This is a genomic window from Sphingobium trunci (genome assembly GCF_022664535.1).
In the GTDB taxonomy this organism is placed as follows: domain Bacteria; phylum Pseudomonadota; class Alphaproteobacteria; order Sphingomonadales; family Sphingomonadaceae; genus Sphingobium.
In genome coordinates this window covers 56,341-72,882 of record NZ_JAKUJY010000005.1, presented here as the reverse complement: position 1 = coordinate 72,882, position 16,542 = coordinate 56,341, and the positions used below count along the sequence as shown (strand labels likewise).

Below are 16,542 nucleotides of genomic sequence, written 5' to 3'. Positions count from 1 at the left end.
TCGCCCCCGCCCCTCGCCTCGTCGCTTACCTCCAAGGTGCCCGGAACCTTGCCCGCCCGTCGCCAGTTATCCCCCCCGAAAGTCCATCACGAACATCCCGGAACAAGGAGCCAAACCCCATGATCCGCACCCTGATTTTCGGCGCGATCGCCGGTTATGTCGGCAAGAAGCTCTATGACGAAGGCAAGCTGACCGAATTCAAGGACGATCTCGTCGCCCGCTACAACCAGGCCAAGTCCGATCTGGAAGACCGCAGGAATGAGGGCGCCTCCACGGCCAGCCCGGCGGCGGTTTCGGCGACCACGGCCAATAGCCCGTCCGCGCCCCTGGTCTCCTGATCCTCCCGCCATCCGGACAGCCGGGCGCACTTCGCGCTCGCCTGTCCCATCCTTTCCAGCGGCGGCTTCCCTCTCGCCGCTGGCTTCCACTGCCCGCCCGGCGCCTTTCCCCCTTTAGGATGCCGCGGCGGGCAGACTAATGTCCGCGCAACTTCCGTCCCCCGAAAGGGTTATTCCCACGCAGGGGGCCGATAATAAGGAGAGTGATACCATGCGCACCCCTCTTTTGGCGGCTGCATTGCTCGCCATGCCGCTGACGGCCTGCATGTCCGACGGCTATGGCGGCTATGACCGCCCGTCGCGGCCCGGCCCCGGCTATTCCGGCCGTCCCATCGGCGAAAATGACTATATCTATCGCGACAGTGACGGCCGCTATTATTGCAAGCGCGACGACGGCACCACCGGCACGATCGTCGGCGCCATCGCGGGGGGCGTGCTCGGCAATATCATAGCTCCCGGCGGCTCGAAGACGCTCGGCACCATCCTGGGCGGCGCAGGCGGCGCCCTCGCGGGCCGCGCCATCGACAAGAGCAACATACGCTGCGAGTGACGAAAAAGGGCGCGGACATGAAGTCCGCGCCCTCCCTCCAAGCCCACACGGGCAACCGGATCAAAGCTTTCCGACGAGCTCCGGCACGACCTTGAACAGATCGCCGACCAGGCCGATGTCCGCGACCTGGAAGATCGGGGCATCCTCGTCCTTGTTGATGGCGACGATGGTCTTGCTGTCCTTCATCCCCGCCAGATGCTGGATCGCGCCGGAAATGCCGACCGCGATATAGACTTCCGGCGCCACGATCTTGCCGGTCTGGCCGACCTGATAGTCGTTGGGAACATAGCCCGCGTCGACCGCAGCGCGGCTCGCGCCGACCGCAGCGCCCAGCTTGTCCGCCAGCGGGAAGATGACCTCCTCGAAGGTCGGCCCGTCCTTGAGTGCGCGGCCGCCCGACACGATGATCTTGGCCGAGGTCAGCTCCGGACGCTCCAGCTTGGCGATCTCGGCGCCGACGAAGGAGGAGATGCCCTTGTCGCCGGTCGAGGCAACAGCCTCCACCGTACCCGAACCACCTTCCTTGGCCGCCTTTTCGAAGGCGGTACCGCGAACGGTGATGACCTTCTTGGCGTCCTTGCTCTGCACCGTCGCGATCGCGTTGCCGGCATAGATCGGACGGGTGAAGGTATCCGCGCTCTCGACCGACAGGATGTCGCTGATCTGCATCACGTCGAGCAGGGCGGCAACGCGCGGCGCGATATTCTTGCCGTTGCTGGTGGCGGGCGAGACGAACGCGTCATGGCTGCCCATCAGCTCGACGATCAGCGGCGCGATATTCTCAGGCAGCGCATGGCCGAAAGCGGCGTCATCGGCGACATGGACCTTGCCCACGCCCGCGATCTTCGCGGCTTCCTCGGCCACGCCGCCGACGCCGGAACCGGCGACCAGCAGATGCACCTCGCCCAGCTTGCCAGCGGCGGTGACGGCGGAAAGGGTCGCGTCCTTGACGGCGCCGCCCTCATGTTCAACCCAGACAAGCGTCTTCATGCGGCAACTCCCATGGCCTTGAGCTTGGCAACCAGTTCATCGACATCGGCAACCTTGACGCCAGCCGAACGCTTGGCGGGTTCGGTGACCTTCAGGGTCGTGAGGCGCGGCGCTATGTCCACGCCATAATCGGCGGGCGCCTTGGTCGCGAGCGGCTTGCTCTTCGCCTTCATAATGTTCGGCAGCGAGGCATAGCGCGGTTCGTTGAGGCGAAGGTCGGTGGTGACGATCGCGGGAACATTGAGCTTCACCGTTTCCAGACCGCCATCGACTTCGCGGGTCACGCTGACCTTGTCGCCCTCGACCTCGACCTTGCTGGCGAAGGTGCCCTGCGGCAGGCCCAGCAGCGCGGCAAGCATCTGGCCGGTCTGGTTGCTGTCGTCGTCGATCGCCTGCTTGCCCAGGATGATGAGGCCAGCGCCTTCCTCTTCCTGCACCTTGGCGAGCAGCTTGGCGACGCCGAGCGGCTCCACTTCATCGTCGGTCTGGATCAGGATCGCCCGGTCCGCGCCCATGGCGAGCGCGGTGCGAAGCGTTTCCTGCGCCTTGGCGACGCCGATCGACACCGCCACGACCTCGGTCGCCACGCCCTTTTCCTTGAGGCGGATGGCTTCCTCGACCGCGATCTCATCGAACGGGTTCATGCTCATCTTGACGTTCGCCAGATCGACGCCCGTCCCATCCGCCTTCACCCGCGGCTTCACATTATAGTCAATCACCCGCTTCACGGGCACAAGGATCTTCATCTGCACATCCTCCGTTTATTCACGCCAGGTCCGCAACGCGAAAGCCAATGCGGACGCGGGGCGCGGGCAGCCCGTTCCCGGACCACCCGCACCCCTGGTGTCTTGTTCAGGCGAAAAGCTGCGTCAGGCCGCCTTCCTCACTTCCGCCACGATCTTCTTGGCTGCGTCGCCCAGATCGTCCGCCGGGACGATGGCCAGGCCCGAAGCAGCCAGAATGTCCTTGCCCTGCTGGACGTTCGTGCCTTCCAGGCGCACGACCAGCGGAACCGACAGGTTCACTTCCTTGGCGGCCGCGACGATGCCATCGGCAATAATGTCGCACTTCATGATGCCGCCGAAGATGTTGACGAGAATGCCCTTCACCGCCGGGTCCTTCAGAATGATCTTGAAGGCCGCGGTCACCTTTTCCTTGTTGGCGCCGCCACCGACGTCCAGGAAGTTGGCGGGGAATTCGCCGTTCAGCTTGATGATGTCCATGGTCGCCATCGCCAGGCCCGCGCCGTTCACCATGCAACCGATATTGCCGTCCAGCTTGATATAGGCGAGGTCGAATTCCGACGCTTCGACTTCCGCCGGATCTTCCTCGGTCAGGTCGCGCAGTTCAGCGATATCCTTGTGACGGAACATGGCATTGCCGTCGAAACCGACCTTGGCGTCCAGCACCAGCAGGTTGCCCTGCTCGGTCAACGCCAGCGGGTTGATCTCGATCTGGGAGGCGTCGGTCGCCAGGAATGCGTCGTAGAGCGACTGTGCCACCTTGGCGGCCTGCTTCGCCTGGTCGCCGGAAAGGCCCAGTGCGGCAGCAACGGTGCGGCCATGGTGCGGCTGGAAACCGGCAGCCGGATCGACGGCGAAGGTGTGGATCTTCTCAGGCGTCGAGTGGGCGACTTCCTCGATGTCCATGCCCCCCTCGGTCGACACGACGAAGGCCACGCGGCTGGTGGTACGATCGACCAGCAGGGCAAGGTAGAATTCCTTGGCGATGTCGGCGCCATCGGTGATGTAGAGGCGATTGACCTGCTTGCCCGCTTCGCCGGTCTGGATGGTGACGAGCGTATTGCCGAGCATGTCGGCGGCATGCGCCTTCACTTCATCCAGGTTGAAGGCCAGGCGAACGCCGCCCTTCGCATCGGGGCCGAGCTCCTTGAACTTGCCCTTGCCGCGGCCACCGGCATGGATCTGCGACTTCACGACATAGAGCGGCCCAGGCAGCTTCTTGGCGGCTTCGACAGCTTCCTCGACGGAGAAAGCGGCGTAACCGGCGGCGATCGGCGCCCCGTACTTAGCCAGCAGTTCCTTCGCCTGATATTCGTGGATGTTCATGGGGCTCGCCCGTCCTTTCCGCTGAAACTTGATGTTCAGCGGATAAGCACAGGCGAAGCGGCAACACCAGCGAATTTCGCAAAACGACTTTGCAAAATTGCAAAACTCGCACGAAGTCCATTCCCATCTTATTGCAAAATCAGCGGTCGATGGCGCAGATGATGGCAGCTTTGCTGGTGACGGTGAATATCTCCGGATCGTCCAGTGCGCGCACCTTGTAAAGGAAACGGTCGACGGTCATGTCGCCCATGTGAGACTTGCGGAGCGAGACAAGCGACTGGAGTCTATGCAGTTGCGCCAGACTAAGCCGATCGACCATCTTTTCGGCCATGCAGGCCGACATGCGGGGCGAAATTCCCGCATCCATCAGCCCGGCCCGCAAACGCGATTCGGGTGAAACGGTCGCACAGGCCGACAGGAGAAGGGAGGCGCTCAATCCAACGGCGAGCACGCGAAGAGGGATGGTGGTCATCGAACCTTCATGGCAGTCATAGGCTGAACGCAAGCTAAATGCGCAGCGGACGCTGGAGACGATATCGATGGACAGGATTTTCGGAGCCTTCTCTCACCGGGTGGCGAACTGGGCAGGACAGCCTGCAGCCTTCATCCTGGCTGTGCTTGTCATTTTGGCCTGGATCGTGACCGGTCCGATCTTCCATTATTCCGACACCTGGCAGCTGATCATCAATACCAGCACGACGATCGTCACCTTCCTGATGGTCTTCCTGATCCAGAATGCGCAAAATCGGGATGGCTCGGCCATCCAGGCAAAGCTTGACGAACTGATCCGCGCCGCGTCAGCCGCCCGGAATGAATTTATCGGGATCGAACATCTGACGGAAACGGAACTGGAGCGGATCAAGGCGGTTCTGGAGAAGGAATGCGGTGACGATGCAGGGCATCGCCGATCCATCGAAAGCCTGATCCAACGGCGATAAACGCCATCAGTCCTTGCTAATGGGCCAGATTGACCAGCCTTTCATTTTCGCGGCGATACGCGTCAATCTGATCCGTATAGCCGCGCGCCAGACCTTCATAAGCTTCACGCCCTTTGCGTGACCGGCTCATCTGTGCGCGGATCAACGCCACTTGCTGTCGATGCAGCAGATAGTTGACATCCATCTCCCCGATCATATCCGGCCCTCCTAACCTGCTCGCTGAAAGAGATTGGTGGGTTCGCACATCGTGCGAGTCGCTCTTGCTGGCTACATTCAGAATAGCATTGCCCCGCCAGCCAGGCGATTCGGCCCGGCGCAGCAGGGGGTCGGCCTGTCGGATAATGAACTCACACAGTCCTGCGCCCTGCAATCCGCAACAGGCCGTAGCCCGCGATCGCTGAAAGCAGCGAACCGGCGATTATGCCGATCTTCGCCTGCTCGACCAGCGCGGAAGAATGGGGAAAGGCAAGTGCTCCGATGAAAAGACTCATCGTGAAACCGATGCCGCAAAGCAGCGCGGTTCCATATATTTGCGTCCAGCTCGCCCCTGACGGACGTTCGGCGAAACCCGAGCGGACAGCCAGCCAGATTCCGCTGAAAATACCCACCTGCTTTCCGAAAAAGAGCCCGGCCGCCACACCCAGGGGGAGAGGCGTCAGAAGATTTCCAAGCGCTTCCGCATTGAGCAGAACCCCCGCATTCACAAAACCGAACAGCGGAACAATCAGATAGGCGCTCCACGGATGCACGGCCTGTTCCAGCCGATGCAACGGACCAACCTCTTCGAGGGACTCAGCACGTTCCTTGATCGGAACGGTCATGGCCGTCAGCACACCTGCCACGGTCGCATGAACGCCGGAAAGCAGGACGAAATACCATAAGGCAAAAAAACCCAGCAGATAAGGCCACAGCAGCCTGACGCCATATCGGTTGAGACCGATCATCAGCAGAAGGATCGCGAGCGCTGCAACTAGCGCCGCCATGTTGATGCCTTGGGTATAGGCCATGGCTATGATGGCCACCGCACCCATGTCGTCCACGATCGCAATGGCCGTCAGCATGAGCTTGAGCGACGCAGGAACCCGGCTGCCCAGAAGTGCCATCACACCGATGGCGAAGGCGATATCGGTCGCGGCCGGAACGGCCCAGCCGCCGGAAAGTCCCGGCTTGGCCGCCGTAACGGCAAGATAGACGCCGGCCGGTACAATCATCCCCGCCGCCGCCGCGATGAAAGGAAGGCGGCGCCGGCGCCAGCTCGAAAGCTCGCCGTCCGCAAGCTCACGCTTGATCTCCAACCCGACCAGCAGGAAGAAAATCGCCATCAACCCGTCATTGATCCATAGATGGACGGTCATCGGCCCCAGCTTGGGTGTCAGTTCGGGGCCGATTTCCGCATGAACCAGCGCATGGTACAGATGCCCGACATCGCCCGGCATATTGGCCAGCACCATGGCGGCCGCAGCAGCAGCCATCAACAGGACCCCGCCACCTGCTTCGCCGGTCAGGAAATCGCGCAGCGCCGATGGCGGGCGGGTGAACATGATCGACTGCTCCTTAAATACCGGACATTCCCTAGGAAAATTTCTTCCATGGTCCAATGGGCGGCCAAATAATGATGCCATTATCAAGATATTTGAAACGGCGCCTTTTTCCTGCCATGTGAGTCTTCGGGGACGGAGGACGTTGAATAATGGGGGAAATTTTGATTGCCGCAACGGCAAGAGTTCAGCACGAGCTTTTGCTTTTCGCTGTGGTTGGCCTGGCGATCGGCGGTATGGACGATCTCCTTTTGGACATGGTGTTCTTGTGCCGGCGTTGGTGGCGGCGCCTTGCCATTTACTCCCGCTTTCCGCGGATGACGACAGATAGCTTGCCTGCCTCCGTCCGGCCGGGGCGGATCGCCATCTTCATTCCTGCATGGCGCGAAGCCGAAGTGATCGGGCCGATGCTTCGCAACGCGCTGGCGCAATGGGAGCATGGCGATTACCGGATTTTTGTTGGCCTTTATCCCAATGACCAGGCGACGCTGGATGCCGTTGCTCTCCTGGCCGCCGGTGACGAAAGGCTGATCCTGTGCGTCAACGAGCAGGAAGGGCCGACCACCAAAGCGGATTGCCTGAACGTCATATGGCGCGCCATGCTGAGGGAGGAAGCGCGAACCGGGACAAGCCACAAGGCCATTCTTCTTCACGACGCCGAAGATGTGGTGCATCGCGATGAAATCCGCCTCTTCGACGTCATGATGGACCGTTTTCAACTCGTCCAGTTGCCGGTGCTGCCGCTGCCAGGCCAAGGCCATTGGTGGTCCAGAGCCATTGCCGATCATTATTGTGATGAATTTTCCGAAAGTCACGGAAAGGCGCTTACCGTGCGGGAAGCCATGGGCGCTTCCATGCCGTCGGCCGGCGTCGCCTGTGCGTTCGAACGGCAAATATTGGAGCGTCTGGTCGACGACAGAAATGGCGGCCCCTTCGACCCCGGATCGCTGACCGAGGATTATGAAGTGGGGCTTCGCATCCGGAACATGGGTGGACGCGGTATATTCGTCCGGATGCGCGATGGAGACGGCGGACTCGTCGCGACCCGCGAATATTTCCCGGACAGTCTGGATGCCGCGGTGAGGCAAAAGGCGCGCTGGATGGTCGGCATTTCGCTGGCCGGATGGGACCGGATGGGCTGGCAGGGCGGTCCCGCCGAATGGTGGATGCGGGTTCGCGACCGCCGCGCTGCGATGGCCGCATTGGTCCTGTTCACGGCCTATCTGACGTTGCTGCTGTGGGGCGTGTTGTTGATATCCGGCGTCTTCGGACTTTCGCACCGCATTCGACCTTCTCCAACGATCGAGCCACTCCTGTGGCTGAATTTCGGCTTCATGATCTGGCGAATGGCGATGCGCGCGGTTTTCGTGGGGCACAGCTATGGCTGGGCGCATGGCCTGACCTCCATACCCCGAACGATCATCGGCAATTTCATTGCCATGATGGCCGCCCGCAGGGCGATGTTTCTGTATCTCAGGTCGCTGACCGGCAAGCCGTTGACATGGGACAAAACGCAGCATCGCTTCCCGCAGCTGGAGCAAACCGCATGACGGCGGCAGCAGCGAGCGGAAGGCCGATCCGCTTTTTCGCGCTGGTCATGGCGGGCTGGGTCGCCGTCCGCTTTATCTACATGGACCATGGGGGGGTAGAGGCTGCAGATGAAGCCAAACAGCCGACCTATGCCCATGACCGGCCAAGTGCGCCGATGGCGGAAACCTCCTTTCCGGACAATGCGGAGTTTCGTGAAATCATGTCATTCCCGCCGGCGGCATTCGCGCGCCTGCCGGAACGCAGGAGATCGCGGCCATCGGTGCTGCGCCCACCGCTCCCTGCTGAAACCTCCACGAGCCACGCGCCGCCTTCTTCGCCTTTTGCTCAAGCCGTCGAGGCTCCGGCTGAACAGGCTGCCCAGCCCTCCCTTCCGAGCCCACCACCGGCCCTGCCTCTCGCTTTGTCCTCTCCAGAAGCTGCCCGGCGCTGGCATGGCAGTGCGTGGCTGCTCTGGCGCGACGGCAGCGCGACGCAGGCCGATGCCATTGCAGGAGGCCGGTTGGGGGGCTCCCAGGCCGGGTTGCGGGTCGACTTCGACCTGACGCCGCGAGCGCGCAGCCGGTCCACCGTCTATGCCCGCGCCAGCGCCGCGCTGAACCAGCCGGTATCGCCAGAGGCAGCCATCGGCCTTTCCTGGCAACCGGCGCGCAGCTTTCCCGTGAGCCTGGCCGCCGAACGTCGGATCGCGCTCGGCCAGGGGGGCCGCAACGCCAATGCGCTGATGGCGGTGGGCGGCTTCGGCCCCACGAACGTCGCCCCCGCGCTGGAGATTGAAGCCTATGCGCAGAGCGGGATGGTCGGTTTCCGGTCGCGCGACCTTTTCGTCGACGGCAAGATATCGCTGCTGTCTCCGGTCGGAAGTGCGCCGGTACGGCTCGGCGCCAGCCTCTCGGGCGGCGCCCAGCCCCGGGTCAGCCGGCTGGATATCGGGCCGGAACTGCAAATCCGGCTTCCCACCGCGCCGGTCGCCAGCCGATTGGCGGTGGAATGGCGCGAACGCGTTGCCGGTGCCGCCTCGCCTTCCTCCGGCCTTGCCGTAACCCTGGGCGCGTATTTTTAAGGGAGAGCGCCTTTATCTCTTTGCGCATTGGGCTTAACCCAAGAACCGCATGGATCTCTATCTGCCCATCGCCAACCTGTCGGTGAATGCGCTGGTCATCATTGCCCTGGGCGGCGTGGTGGGCCTGCTGTCGGGCATGTTCGGGGTGGGCGGCGGGTTTCTGACAACGCCGCTGCTGATTTTCTACGGCATTCCGCCGACGGTCGCGGCCGCTTCGGCGGCCAGCCAGGTGACGGGCGCGAGTGTGTCGGGCGTGGTGACGCACATGTCGCGCGGCACGGTCGATTTCCGCATGGGCGGCGTGCTGATCGCGGGCGGCGTGATCGGCGCGGGGCTGGGCGTGCTGATTTTCCGGCTGCTGCAAAGCATCGGCCAGATCGATACGGTGATCGGCATCCTCTATGTGCTGATGCTGGGCGGGATCGGGTCGCTGATGGCAAAGGAATCGATCCAGGCCCTGATCGCGCTCAGGACCGGCAAGCGCATCCAGGCGCGCAAGCGGCGGCATCATCCGCTGGTCGCCGCGCTGCCGATGCGCTGGCGCTTCTATCGGTCCGGGCTGTATATCTCGCCGCTGGCGCCCCTGCTGCTGGGCATGGCGACGGGCATCCTGACCATGCTGCTGGGCGTGGGCGGCGGATTCATCCTGGTCCCGGCGATGCTTTATCTGCTCGGCATGACGACCCAGTCGGTGGTCGGCACGTCGCTGTTCCAGATCCTGTTCGTGACCATGGCGACGACGATGATGCACGCCATGACCACCCATGCGGTCGATCTGGTGCTGGCGATGCTGCTGCTGATCGGCAGCGTCACCGGTGCGCAGGTGGGGACGCGGATCTCGATGACCATCCGGCCGGAATATCTGCGCATCCTGCTGGCCGCGATCGTGCTGCTGGTGGCGGCGCGCATGGCGCTGGGCCTGGGGTTCCGGCCCGACGAAATCTACACGGTCGAGGTCCGGTGAAGCGCCTCGCCCTCCTTCCTGCCCTGATGCTGCTGGCGCCCATGCTGATCGGGGCGGACGAGCCGATGCTGGTGCCCGACGTGTCGCAGCGCGACGTCGAGATCCAGTACAGCTTCACCGGCGCGGACCTGCTGCTGTTCGGCGCGATCGTCTATCCCGACGGGCGGCGGCCGAAGAAACCGGCCGACATCATGGTCGTGCTGAAGGGCCCCGACCAGTCGATCACCATGCGCGAAAAGCAGAAGGTGGCGGGCATATGGGTCAATGCCGACAGCGCGCGCTTCCGGTCGGCGCCCAGCTTCTATGCCATCGCCTCCTCCCGGCCGATCGACAAGGTGGTCGATGAGCGGACGGCGGCCATCTATGAAATGGGCGTGGACAAGCTCCAACTCTCCCCCTCCTCGCTCAACGACAGCGCGGAACTGGACCGGTTCCAGAAAGGGCTGATCGACTTGCGGGAACGCGCCGGGCTCTATGTCGAGCAGCAGGGCACGGTGGAGATCACTGACGGCGTGCTTTACCGGGCGCGGCTGCCGCTGTCGGCGCGGGTGATCGTGGGCGATTATACGGCGGAGACCTTCCTGGTGCAGGACGGCCGCGTGGTGGCGGCGGCGGTGCGCGACATCACCATCCGCAAGTCCGGCTTCGAACGCTTCATGGCCGTCGCCGCCCTGCAATGGCCCTTCCTCTATGGCTTGGCCGCGATCCTGCTGGCGGTCGGCATGGGCTGGGCTGCCGGAGCGATCGCGCGGCGGATCTGAAGCCGTTTGGGTGACATAGGTGACACGATAGAGGCACTGGAAAGGGCCGTTTTCCGCGATTTCCTATTTGGGTTTCGCCTGTCAAAGAGCCGGTATCGGCATAGCCGGGCCGGTGCGCTGTAGGACAGCGAAATCGTTCAGCGCCGCGCCGCCTTTCGCGGGCGGAGGGCGTCGCGCATGGCGATGCTGCTGTTGATGCGGGTGACGCCGGGCATGCGCGAGAGGATTTCGCTGTGGATCGCCTCATAGGCGGCGACGCTTTCGGTCTGGACGCGCAGCCAGTAGTCGACCCCGCCCGTCATCAGGAAGCATTCGCGGATTTCCGGGCATTGCCGCACCGCATGTTCGAAACGGGCCAGATAATCCTCGGTCTGCCGGTCCAGCGTCACCTGCACCAGAACGTCCACGGCGCGCCCCTCATGCTCGATCGGCGCGGTGACGATGGTGTAGCCGCGAATGACGCCCGCATCCTCCAGTAGGCGGATGCGCCGATGGCAGGCCGAAGGCGACAGGCCGACCTCGGCCGCGATCTCCGAATTGGGGCGGCGCGCATTGAGGCGCAGCAGGCGGATGATCGAGCGGTCCACGGCGTCGAGCGATTCTGACATTTATTGCATTTCCTGCGGAGTATCGTCCGAATATTCGCCCATATTAGTCGATCCTTCGAACATATGGGAGCCTATTCGCAAGATGGTGCGATAGCATCCTGCCGAAAGGGGGCGCCATGCAGTCCATTGATACCGCCGGAGCCGTGCTGCGCATCGATCTGGACGCGCTCGCCGACAATTACCGGATCATCCAGCGCCAGGTCGCGCCCGCGACGGTGGCCGGGGTGGTCAAGGCCGACGGCTATGGGCTGGGCGGGGAGCATGTCGCCGCCACGCTGATGGATGCGGGCTGCCGCCATTTCTGCGTCGCATTGCTGGGCGAGGCGGTGGCGTTGAAACCCGCGCTGCGCGAGGGGGTCGCGCTGTTCGTCCTCAACGGACTGCAACCGGGCGCGGAAGCCGATTGCGCGGCGATCGGCGCCATACCGGTGCTGAACTCGCTCGACCAGATCGCCCGCTGGGCGGCGCTGGCGCGGACATCGGGGCGGCGCCTGCCCGCCGCGCTTCAGGTGGACAGCGGCATGGCGCGGCTGGGCCTGCCGCCAGAGGAAGCCGCCATGCTGATCGCCGAACGCGAGCGGCTGGACGGCATCGAGCTGAAACTCATCATGAGCCACCTGGCCTGCGCGGACGATCCCGATGCGGGATTCAACGCGGAACAGCGCGCCCATTTCGAACGGTTCGCCAGCCATTTCCCCGATGTGCCCCGCGCGCTGGACAATAGCGGCGGCGCCTTCCTGGCCCGCGATCATTTCGACATGGTGCGCGCCGGGATCGCGCTCTATGGCGGGGCGCCGCAGCGTGCGCCCAATCCGGTGCGGGCGGTCGTGGCGCTGGAGGCGCGGATCACCCAGCTGCGCAACATCCCGGCGGGTGCGGGCGTCGGCTATGGCCTGACCCACCGCTGCGACCGGCCGACGCAGATCGCGACCATTCCGGTGGGCTATGCCGATGGCTGGCCGCGGCATCTGGGCAATGTGGGGTCAGCCTTTATCGAAGGCATAAGGGTTCCCATCGTCGGGCGGGTGTCGATGGACAGCATCACGCTGGACGTGACCGACGTGCCCGACATTTTCCTTTATCCGGGCGCGCCGGTGGAACTGATCGGCCCGCACCAGACGATCGACGACGTCGCGGCCGACGCCGGCACCATTTCCTACGAAATATTGACCCAATTGGGGCAGCGCTATCACCGGGACGTCCGGGCGGCGGCCGTCCCGCACAAGCGGAGCATCACGGCATGAAGGTCGCCATTCTCGGCAGCGGTGTGATCGGCGTCACATCCGCCTGGTATCTGGCCGAGGCGGGCCATGAGGTGACCGTCATCGACCGCCAGGAGGGCCCCGCGCTGGAAACCAGCTTCGCCAATGCAGGCGAGATTTCACCCGGCTATGCCTCCCCCTGGGCGGCGCCGGGGATACCGATGAAGGCGCTGCGCTGGCTGTTCATGAAGCACGCCCCGCTGATCCTGCGGCCGCAGATGGACATGGCCATGCTGCGCTGGCTGGTGGCGATGCTGGGCAACTGCAATGCGCGGGACTATGCGATCAACAAGAGCCGGATGGTGCGGCTGGCCGAATATAGCCGCGACCGGCTGATCGACCTGCGGCGCGAGACCGGCATCAGCTATGACGAACGATCGCAGGGCACGTTGCAGCTGTTCCGCGAGCAGAAGCAGCTCGACGGCATCGCCAAGGACATTGCCGTGCTGGAGGCGGACGGCGTGCCCTTCGAAGTGCTGGACGCGGCGGGCTGCATCGCCGCCGAACCGGGACTGGCGGGCAGCGGCGTGCCGCTTGCCGGGGGCCTGCGCCTGCCCAATGACGAGACGGGGGACTGTTTCAAATTCACCAATGCTCTCGCCGGGATGGCCAAGGCGAAGGGCGTGACTTTCCTCCATGGGCGGACGATCGGGCGGATCGTCGAACAGGGCGGGCGGATCAGCCATGTCGAAACCGACAAGGGCCATGTCCATGCCGACGCCTGGCTGGTGGCGATGGGCAGCTATTCGCCGCTGCTGCTGGCGCCGCTGGGGATCAGGCTGCCGGTCTACCCGGTGAAGGGCTATTCGATCACCGTGCCGATCGTCGAGCAAGGCCGCGCGCCGGTGTCGACCCTGCTCGACGAAAGCTACAAGGTGGCGATCACGCGGCTGGGCGACCGTATCCGCGTGGGCGGCATGGCGGAACTGTCCGGCTATTCGAAGGGGCTGCCCCAGGCGCGGCGGGATACGCTGGAATATTCGGTGGGATCGCTGTTTCCGGGCGCCGGCGATCTGGCGCGGGCGAGCTTCTGGTCGGGGCTGCGGCCGATGACGCCGGACAGCACGCCGGTCATCGGGGCGACGAAGATCCCCAACCTCTTCCTCAACACGGGGCATGGCACATTGGGGTGGACCATGGCCTGCGGGTCGGGGCATGTGATCGCGGACATCATCGGCGGGCGGAAACCGGCGATCGAAACCGCGGACCTCGCCATCAGCCGCTATTCTTGAACCAAGGAGTATTTTCATGACCATCACCCGCATCGACCGTGGCCCGCGCATGAGCCAGGCCGTCATCCATGGCGACACCATCTATCTGGCGGGGCAGGTCGGGACGCCGGGCGAGAGCGTCACCGTGCAGACCCAGGCCGTGCTGGCCGAGATCGACGCGCTGCTGGAGCGCAGCGGCAGCAGCAGGAACCATATGCTGATGGCGCAGATCTGGCTGGCGGACATGGCCGATTTCGCCGAGATGAACGCGGTCTGGGACGCATGGATCGCGGACGCGGAGGCCCCGGCCCGCGCGACCGGCGAAGCGAAACTGGCCAGCCCAGATTACAAGGTCGAGATCATCGTCACCGCCGCCAGGGCCAAGTGACGACCCGCCGCCGGATGGCGTGTTTCCTGTAAGGGATAGGGCCATCCGGCGGCTGCGCCGTCCGAGCCTTTTTTGGCGGCCGCGGCGGTGGAAGTGCGGAAATAGCGGAAAGGAAAGGCGAAATTATGATTTGCGATTGACTCGCATTATTATGAGCAATAAGCCCCGGCTCCATCGTTCACCGGACGACCAAAAGGGCTTCCCATCATGTCAATCGCGTTCCGTACCGCTCTGCTTTCTTCCACGCTTGCGGCCTGCTGGGCCTTGCCCGCCCATGCCGATACGGTCGCGGAGGCCGACAATATCATCGTCACGGGCGCGGTTACGGATCAGAATGCGTCGGCCACGGGCCTTGCGCTGACGCTGCGGGAAACGCCCCAGTCGCTGACGGTCATCGATCGCGAACGGATCGAGGATTTCGCGCTCACCAATGTCAACGACCTGCTCGCCCAGACGGTCGGCATCAATGTCGAGCGGGTCGAGACCGACCGCACCTATTATAATGCGCGCGGCTTCGACATCACCAATTTCCAGGTCGACGGCATCGGCCTGCCGCTGCGCTGGGGCATCCAGTTCGGCGATCTCGACACCGCCCTGTTCGAAAATGTCGAGGCCATTCGCGGCGCCAATGCGATCATGACCGGCGTGGGCAACCCGTCGGCCACGATCAACTATGTGCGCAAGAAGCCGACCCAGGATTTTCATGCATCCGCATCCGCCATGCTGGGAAGCTGGAACCAGAAGCGGGTGGAGGCCGACATATCCGGGCCGGTCAATGCGTCCGGCACCGTGTCGGCGCGGCTGATCTTCGCGCATGAGGACCGGGACAGCTGGCTTCGCTACAATCATGTCAACCGCAACGTCTATGGCGCCATGGTCGATTGGGAGATCACGCCGCGGTTGAAGGCGAGCGCCGGTTACACGCGGCAGGACAATGATGCGGACGGCGTGCTGTGGGGGGCGTTGCCGCTGCTCGACAGCAATGGCGGCCGGATCGCCTATCCGCGATCGGCCAGCACCTCGGCCGACTGGACCTATTGGAATGTCACCGACCAGAGCGCCTGGGCGGAGCTGGCCTATGCGTTCGGCAATGGCTGGAACGCGCGCGGGCGCTTTACCTATAATCATCGCGATTCCAGTGCCGAACTGCTCTACGCCTATGGCTATCCCGATGCGGCGACGGGCGTCGGCATCGCCGGCATGGCGGGCCGATACCGCTCACCCTTCGACCAGTATCTGGGCGATTTCTACGCCTCCGGCCCGGTCACCCTGTTCGGGCGCGAGCATCAGCTCGCCTTCGGCCTGTCCACCGGCAAGACCGATGGTTATGAATATCAGCAGAGCGGCCTCGACACCGTCACCTATCCCGCCGTTTCGCAATGGGCGTTCAACCGGACGACGCTGACCGAACCGGACTTCGCGGCGGAAACGCTGGAGGAAGATGTGACCGACCGGCTGACCCGGGCCTATGGCGCGCTGCACGCCAATCTGAGCGACAGGTTGAAGGCCGTCGCCGGGGCCAGCATCTTCTGGCTCAAGACCACCGGCTCCTCCTATGGGACCGACCAGTATCGCAAGGACAGCAAGGTCAGCCCCTATCTGGGCCTGGTGTTCGACGCGACGGCCAATATCAGCCTCTATGCCAGCTATACCGGCATCTACAATCCGCAGGACAAGGCGGACTTCAACAACCGCCGGCTCGACCCCGCCAGGGGCACCAGCGTCGAGGGCGGGATCAAGAGCGAATGGTTCGACAAGCGCCTCTATGCCAGCGCGGCGGTCTTCCGCGCGCGGCAGAAGAATCTGGCCGAGCGGGCGGGCGTGTTCGGCGCGGGCGATCCGGGTCCGGTGGGCGACGTCTATTATGCCGGCGTCGACACCACCGCCAGGGGATTCGAGATCGAGATGACCGGGATGGTCACGGATCGCTGGTCGGTGAGCGGCGGCTATACCGGCCTGAAGATCGAGGATCAGGACGGCAACCGCGCCCGGACGTATCTGCCGCGCCAGTCGCTGAAACTGGCCACCACCTATGCGATCCCGGAGTTTCGCGACCTGAAGCTGGGCGCGCAATTGCGCTGGCAGAGCGACGTCAGCACCACCGATACCGGCTTGGGCCGTGACGTCGTCATCCGGCAGAAGGACTATGCCGTGCTGGACCTGATGGCCAGCGTCAGGCTGCTCGACCGGCTGAAGGCCAGCGTCAATGTGCGCAATGTGACCGACACGAAATATCTGAGCAGCCTGATGTGGGGGCAGGCCTATTATGCCGCGCCGCGCAGCGTGATGGGCACGTTGCGTTTCGAATATTGAC

The 16,542-nt window shown here is 63.8% G+C and carries 18 protein-coding genes; 11 read left to right on the top strand and 7 right to left on the bottom strand.

The genetic code is table 11. The annotated features are described in order from the left end of the window. Positions 1-119: 119 nt before the first annotated feature. Positions 120-338, top strand: coding sequence for a hypothetical protein (locus MJ601_RS06230; RefSeq protein ID WP_242124451.1), 219 nt, complete (start codon positions 120-122; stop codon positions 336-338). Between the two features lie 211 nt (positions 339-549). After that, on the top strand, positions 550-888 hold the full coding sequence (locus MJ601_RS06225) for a glycine zipper 2TM domain-containing protein (protein WP_242124449.1): 339 nt from the start codon (positions 550-552) through the stop codon (positions 886-888). Between the two features lie 60 nt (positions 889-948). Here the strand turns inward: MJ601_RS06225 and MJ601_RS06220 are convergent, their stop codons facing one another. The 4 genes from MJ601_RS06220 to MJ601_RS06205 form a co-directional block, all read right to left on the bottom strand. Beyond that, positions 949-1,878 (bottom strand): electron transfer flavoprotein subunit alpha/FixB family protein, encoded by a 930-nt coding sequence (locus MJ601_RS06220; RefSeq protein WP_242124447.1) that lies wholly within the window; start codon positions 1,876-1,878, stop codon positions 949-951. Next, positions 1,875-2,624: an electron transfer flavoprotein subunit beta/FixA family protein gene (locus MJ601_RS06215; RefSeq protein ID WP_242124445.1), complete on the bottom strand. Its 750-nt coding sequence runs from the start codon at positions 2,622-2,624 to the stop codon at positions 1,875-1,877. The genes MJ601_RS06220 and MJ601_RS06215 overlap by 4 nt, the downstream gene beginning before the upstream one ends. Positions 2,625-2,747: 123 nt before the next feature. Continuing rightward, positions 2,748-3,947 (bottom strand): ADP-forming succinate--CoA ligase subunit beta, encoded by a 1,200-nt coding sequence (sucC, locus tag MJ601_RS06210; RefSeq protein ID WP_242124444.1) that lies wholly within the window; start codon positions 3,945-3,947, stop codon positions 2,748-2,750. A 139-nt stretch (positions 3,948-4,086) separates the two neighbouring features. Then, a complete protein-coding gene (locus tag MJ601_RS06205; protein WP_242124442.1) occupies positions 4,087-4,419 on the bottom strand; it encodes a hypothetical protein in 333 nt (110 codons plus the stop codon). A 67-nt stretch (positions 4,420-4,486) separates the two neighbouring features. On the opposite strand from MJ601_RS06205, the gene MJ601_RS06200 reads away from it, so the two are divergent. Beyond that, positions 4,487-4,885 carry a low affinity iron permease family protein gene (locus MJ601_RS06200; protein WP_242124440.1) on the top strand — a complete coding sequence of 133 codons (399 nt, stop codon included), beginning with the start codon at positions 4,487-4,489 and terminating at the stop codon, positions 4,883-4,885. A gap of 16 nt (positions 4,886-4,901) precedes the next feature. On the opposite strand, the gene MJ601_RS06195 is transcribed toward MJ601_RS06200, so the two are convergent. Both MJ601_RS06195 and nhaA read right to left on the bottom strand, forming a co-directional pair. Further along, complete coding sequence (locus MJ601_RS06195) at positions 4,902-5,081, bottom strand: hypothetical protein (protein ID WP_242124437.1); 180 nt, start codon at positions 5,079-5,081, stop codon at positions 4,902-4,904. 151 nt (positions 5,082-5,232) lie between these two features. Further along, positions 5,233-6,426, bottom strand: coding sequence for a Na+/H+ antiporter NhaA (nhaA, locus tag MJ601_RS06190; protein WP_242124435.1), 1,194 nt, complete (start codon positions 6,424-6,426; stop codon positions 5,233-5,235). Positions 6,427-6,575: 149 nt separating this feature from the next. On the opposite strand from nhaA, the gene MJ601_RS06185 reads away from it, so the two are divergent. Genes MJ601_RS06185 through MJ601_RS06170 form a run of 4 tightly spaced genes read left to right on the top strand, consistent with a single transcriptional unit; the run spans position 6,576 to position 10,759 of the window. After that, the gene (locus tag MJ601_RS06185) at positions 6,576-7,973 is read left to right on the top strand and encodes a glycosyl transferase family protein (RefSeq protein ID WP_242124433.1); all 1,398 of its coding nucleotides are present in this window, start codon (positions 6,576-6,578) and stop codon (positions 7,971-7,973) included. Then, positions 7,970-9,034: a hypothetical protein gene (locus tag MJ601_RS06180; protein WP_242124430.1), complete on the top strand. Its 1,065-nt coding sequence runs from the start codon at positions 7,970-7,972 to the stop codon at positions 9,032-9,034. Before MJ601_RS06185 ends, MJ601_RS06180 begins: the two co-directional genes overlap by 4 nt. A gap of 49 nt (positions 9,035-9,083) precedes the next feature. Then, complete coding sequence (locus tag MJ601_RS06175) at positions 9,084-9,998, top strand: sulfite exporter TauE/SafE family protein (protein WP_242124428.1); 915 nt, start codon at positions 9,084-9,086, stop codon at positions 9,996-9,998. 26 nt (positions 9,999-10,024) lie between these two features. Further along, positions 10,025-10,759, top strand: a complete 735-nt coding sequence (locus tag MJ601_RS06170) for a TIGR02186 family protein (protein ID WP_245405687.1) — start codon at positions 10,025-10,027, stop codon at positions 10,757-10,759. A 137-nt stretch (positions 10,760-10,896) separates the two neighbouring features. Here the strand turns inward: MJ601_RS06170 and MJ601_RS06165 are convergent, their stop codons facing one another. Continuing rightward, entirely contained in the window at positions 10,897-11,367 is a 471-nt protein-coding gene (locus MJ601_RS06165; protein ID WP_242124424.1) for an Lrp/AsnC family transcriptional regulator, read from the bottom strand. A gap of 116 nt (positions 11,368-11,483) precedes the next feature. Here MJ601_RS06165 and alr point away from each other — a divergent pair, with 116 nt between their 5' ends. The 4 genes from alr to MJ601_RS06145 all read left to right on the top strand — a co-directional run bounded on the left by alr (position 11,484) and on the right by MJ601_RS06145 (position 16,541). Then, positions 11,484-12,611 carry an alanine racemase gene (gene alr / locus MJ601_RS06160; RefSeq protein ID WP_242124423.1) on the top strand — a complete coding sequence of 376 codons (1,128 nt, stop codon included), beginning with the start codon at positions 11,484-11,486 and terminating at the stop codon, positions 12,609-12,611. Then, positions 12,608-13,861 (top strand): D-amino acid dehydrogenase, encoded by a 1,254-nt coding sequence (locus MJ601_RS06155; RefSeq protein WP_242124420.1) that lies wholly within the window; start codon positions 12,608-12,610, stop codon positions 13,859-13,861. The genes alr and MJ601_RS06155 overlap by 4 nt, the downstream gene beginning before the upstream one ends. Before the next feature lie 16 nt (positions 13,862-13,877). Then, complete coding sequence (locus tag MJ601_RS06150) at positions 13,878-14,228, top strand: RidA family protein (protein WP_242124418.1); 351 nt, start codon at positions 13,878-13,880, stop codon at positions 14,226-14,228. Positions 14,229-14,435: 207 nt separating this feature from the next. After that, positions 14,436-16,541 carry a TonB-dependent siderophore receptor gene (locus tag MJ601_RS06145; RefSeq protein ID WP_242124416.1) on the top strand — a complete coding sequence of 702 codons (2,106 nt, stop codon included), beginning with the start codon at positions 14,436-14,438 and terminating at the stop codon, positions 16,539-16,541. The last annotated feature ends 1 nt before the right edge of the window (position 16,542 follow it).

Excerpts from the sequence above, each read along its gene's own strand:
- nhaA (WP_242124435.1), bottom strand. The coding sequence starts at position 6,426 with ATGTTCACCCGCCCGCCATCGGCGCTGCGCGATTTCCTGACCGGCGAA.
- MJ601_RS06155 (WP_242124420.1), top strand. The coding sequence starts at position 12,608 with ATGAAGGTCGCCATTCTCGGCAGCGGTGTGATCGGCGTCACATCCGCC.
- MJ601_RS06205 (WP_242124442.1), bottom strand. The coding sequence starts at position 4,419 with ATGACCACCATCCCTCTTCGCGTGCTCGCCGTTGGATTGAGCGCCTCC.
- MJ601_RS06195 (WP_242124437.1), bottom strand. The coding sequence starts at position 5,081 with ATGATCGGGGAGATGGATGTCAACTATCTGCTGCATCGACAGCAAGTG.
- MJ601_RS06165 (WP_242124424.1), bottom strand. The coding sequence starts at position 11,367 with ATGTCAGAATCGCTCGACGCCGTGGACCGCTCGATCATCCGCCTGCTG.
- MJ601_RS06200 (WP_242124440.1), top strand. The coding sequence starts at position 4,487 with ATGGACAGGATTTTCGGAGCCTTCTCTCACCGGGTGGCGAACTGGGCA.
- MJ601_RS06150 (WP_242124418.1), top strand. The coding sequence starts at position 13,878 with ATGACCATCACCCGCATCGACCGTGGCCCGCGCATGAGCCAGGCCGTC.
- MJ601_RS06145 (WP_242124416.1), top strand. The coding sequence starts at position 14,436 with ATGTCAATCGCGTTCCGTACCGCTCTGCTTTCTTCCACGCTTGCGGCC.
- MJ601_RS06215 (WP_242124445.1), bottom strand. The coding sequence starts at position 2,624 with ATGAAGATCCTTGTGCCCGTGAAGCGGGTGATTGACTATAATGTGAAG.
- sucC (WP_242124444.1), bottom strand. The coding sequence starts at position 3,947 with ATGAACATCCACGAATATCAGGCGAAGGAACTGCTGGCTAAGTACGGG.
- alr (WP_242124423.1), top strand. The coding sequence starts at position 11,484 with ATGCAGTCCATTGATACCGCCGGAGCCGTGCTGCGCATCGATCTGGAC.
- MJ601_RS06185 (WP_242124433.1), top strand. The coding sequence starts at position 6,576 with ATGGGGGAAATTTTGATTGCCGCAACGGCAAGAGTTCAGCACGAGCTT.
- MJ601_RS06230 (WP_242124451.1), top strand. The coding sequence starts at position 120 with ATGATCCGCACCCTGATTTTCGGCGCGATCGCCGGTTATGTCGGCAAG.
- MJ601_RS06225 (WP_242124449.1), top strand. The coding sequence starts at position 550 with ATGCGCACCCCTCTTTTGGCGGCTGCATTGCTCGCCATGCCGCTGACG.
- MJ601_RS06180 (WP_242124430.1), top strand. The coding sequence starts at position 7,970 with ATGACGGCGGCAGCAGCGAGCGGAAGGCCGATCCGCTTTTTCGCGCTG.
- MJ601_RS06170 (WP_245405687.1), top strand. The coding sequence starts at position 10,025 with ATGCTGCTGGCGCCCATGCTGATCGGGGCGGACGAGCCGATGCTGGTG.
- MJ601_RS06220 (WP_242124447.1), bottom strand. The coding sequence starts at position 1,878 with ATGAAGACGCTTGTCTGGGTTGAACATGAGGGCGGCGCCGTCAAGGAC.
- MJ601_RS06175 (WP_242124428.1), top strand. The coding sequence starts at position 9,084 with ATGGATCTCTATCTGCCCATCGCCAACCTGTCGGTGAATGCGCTGGTC.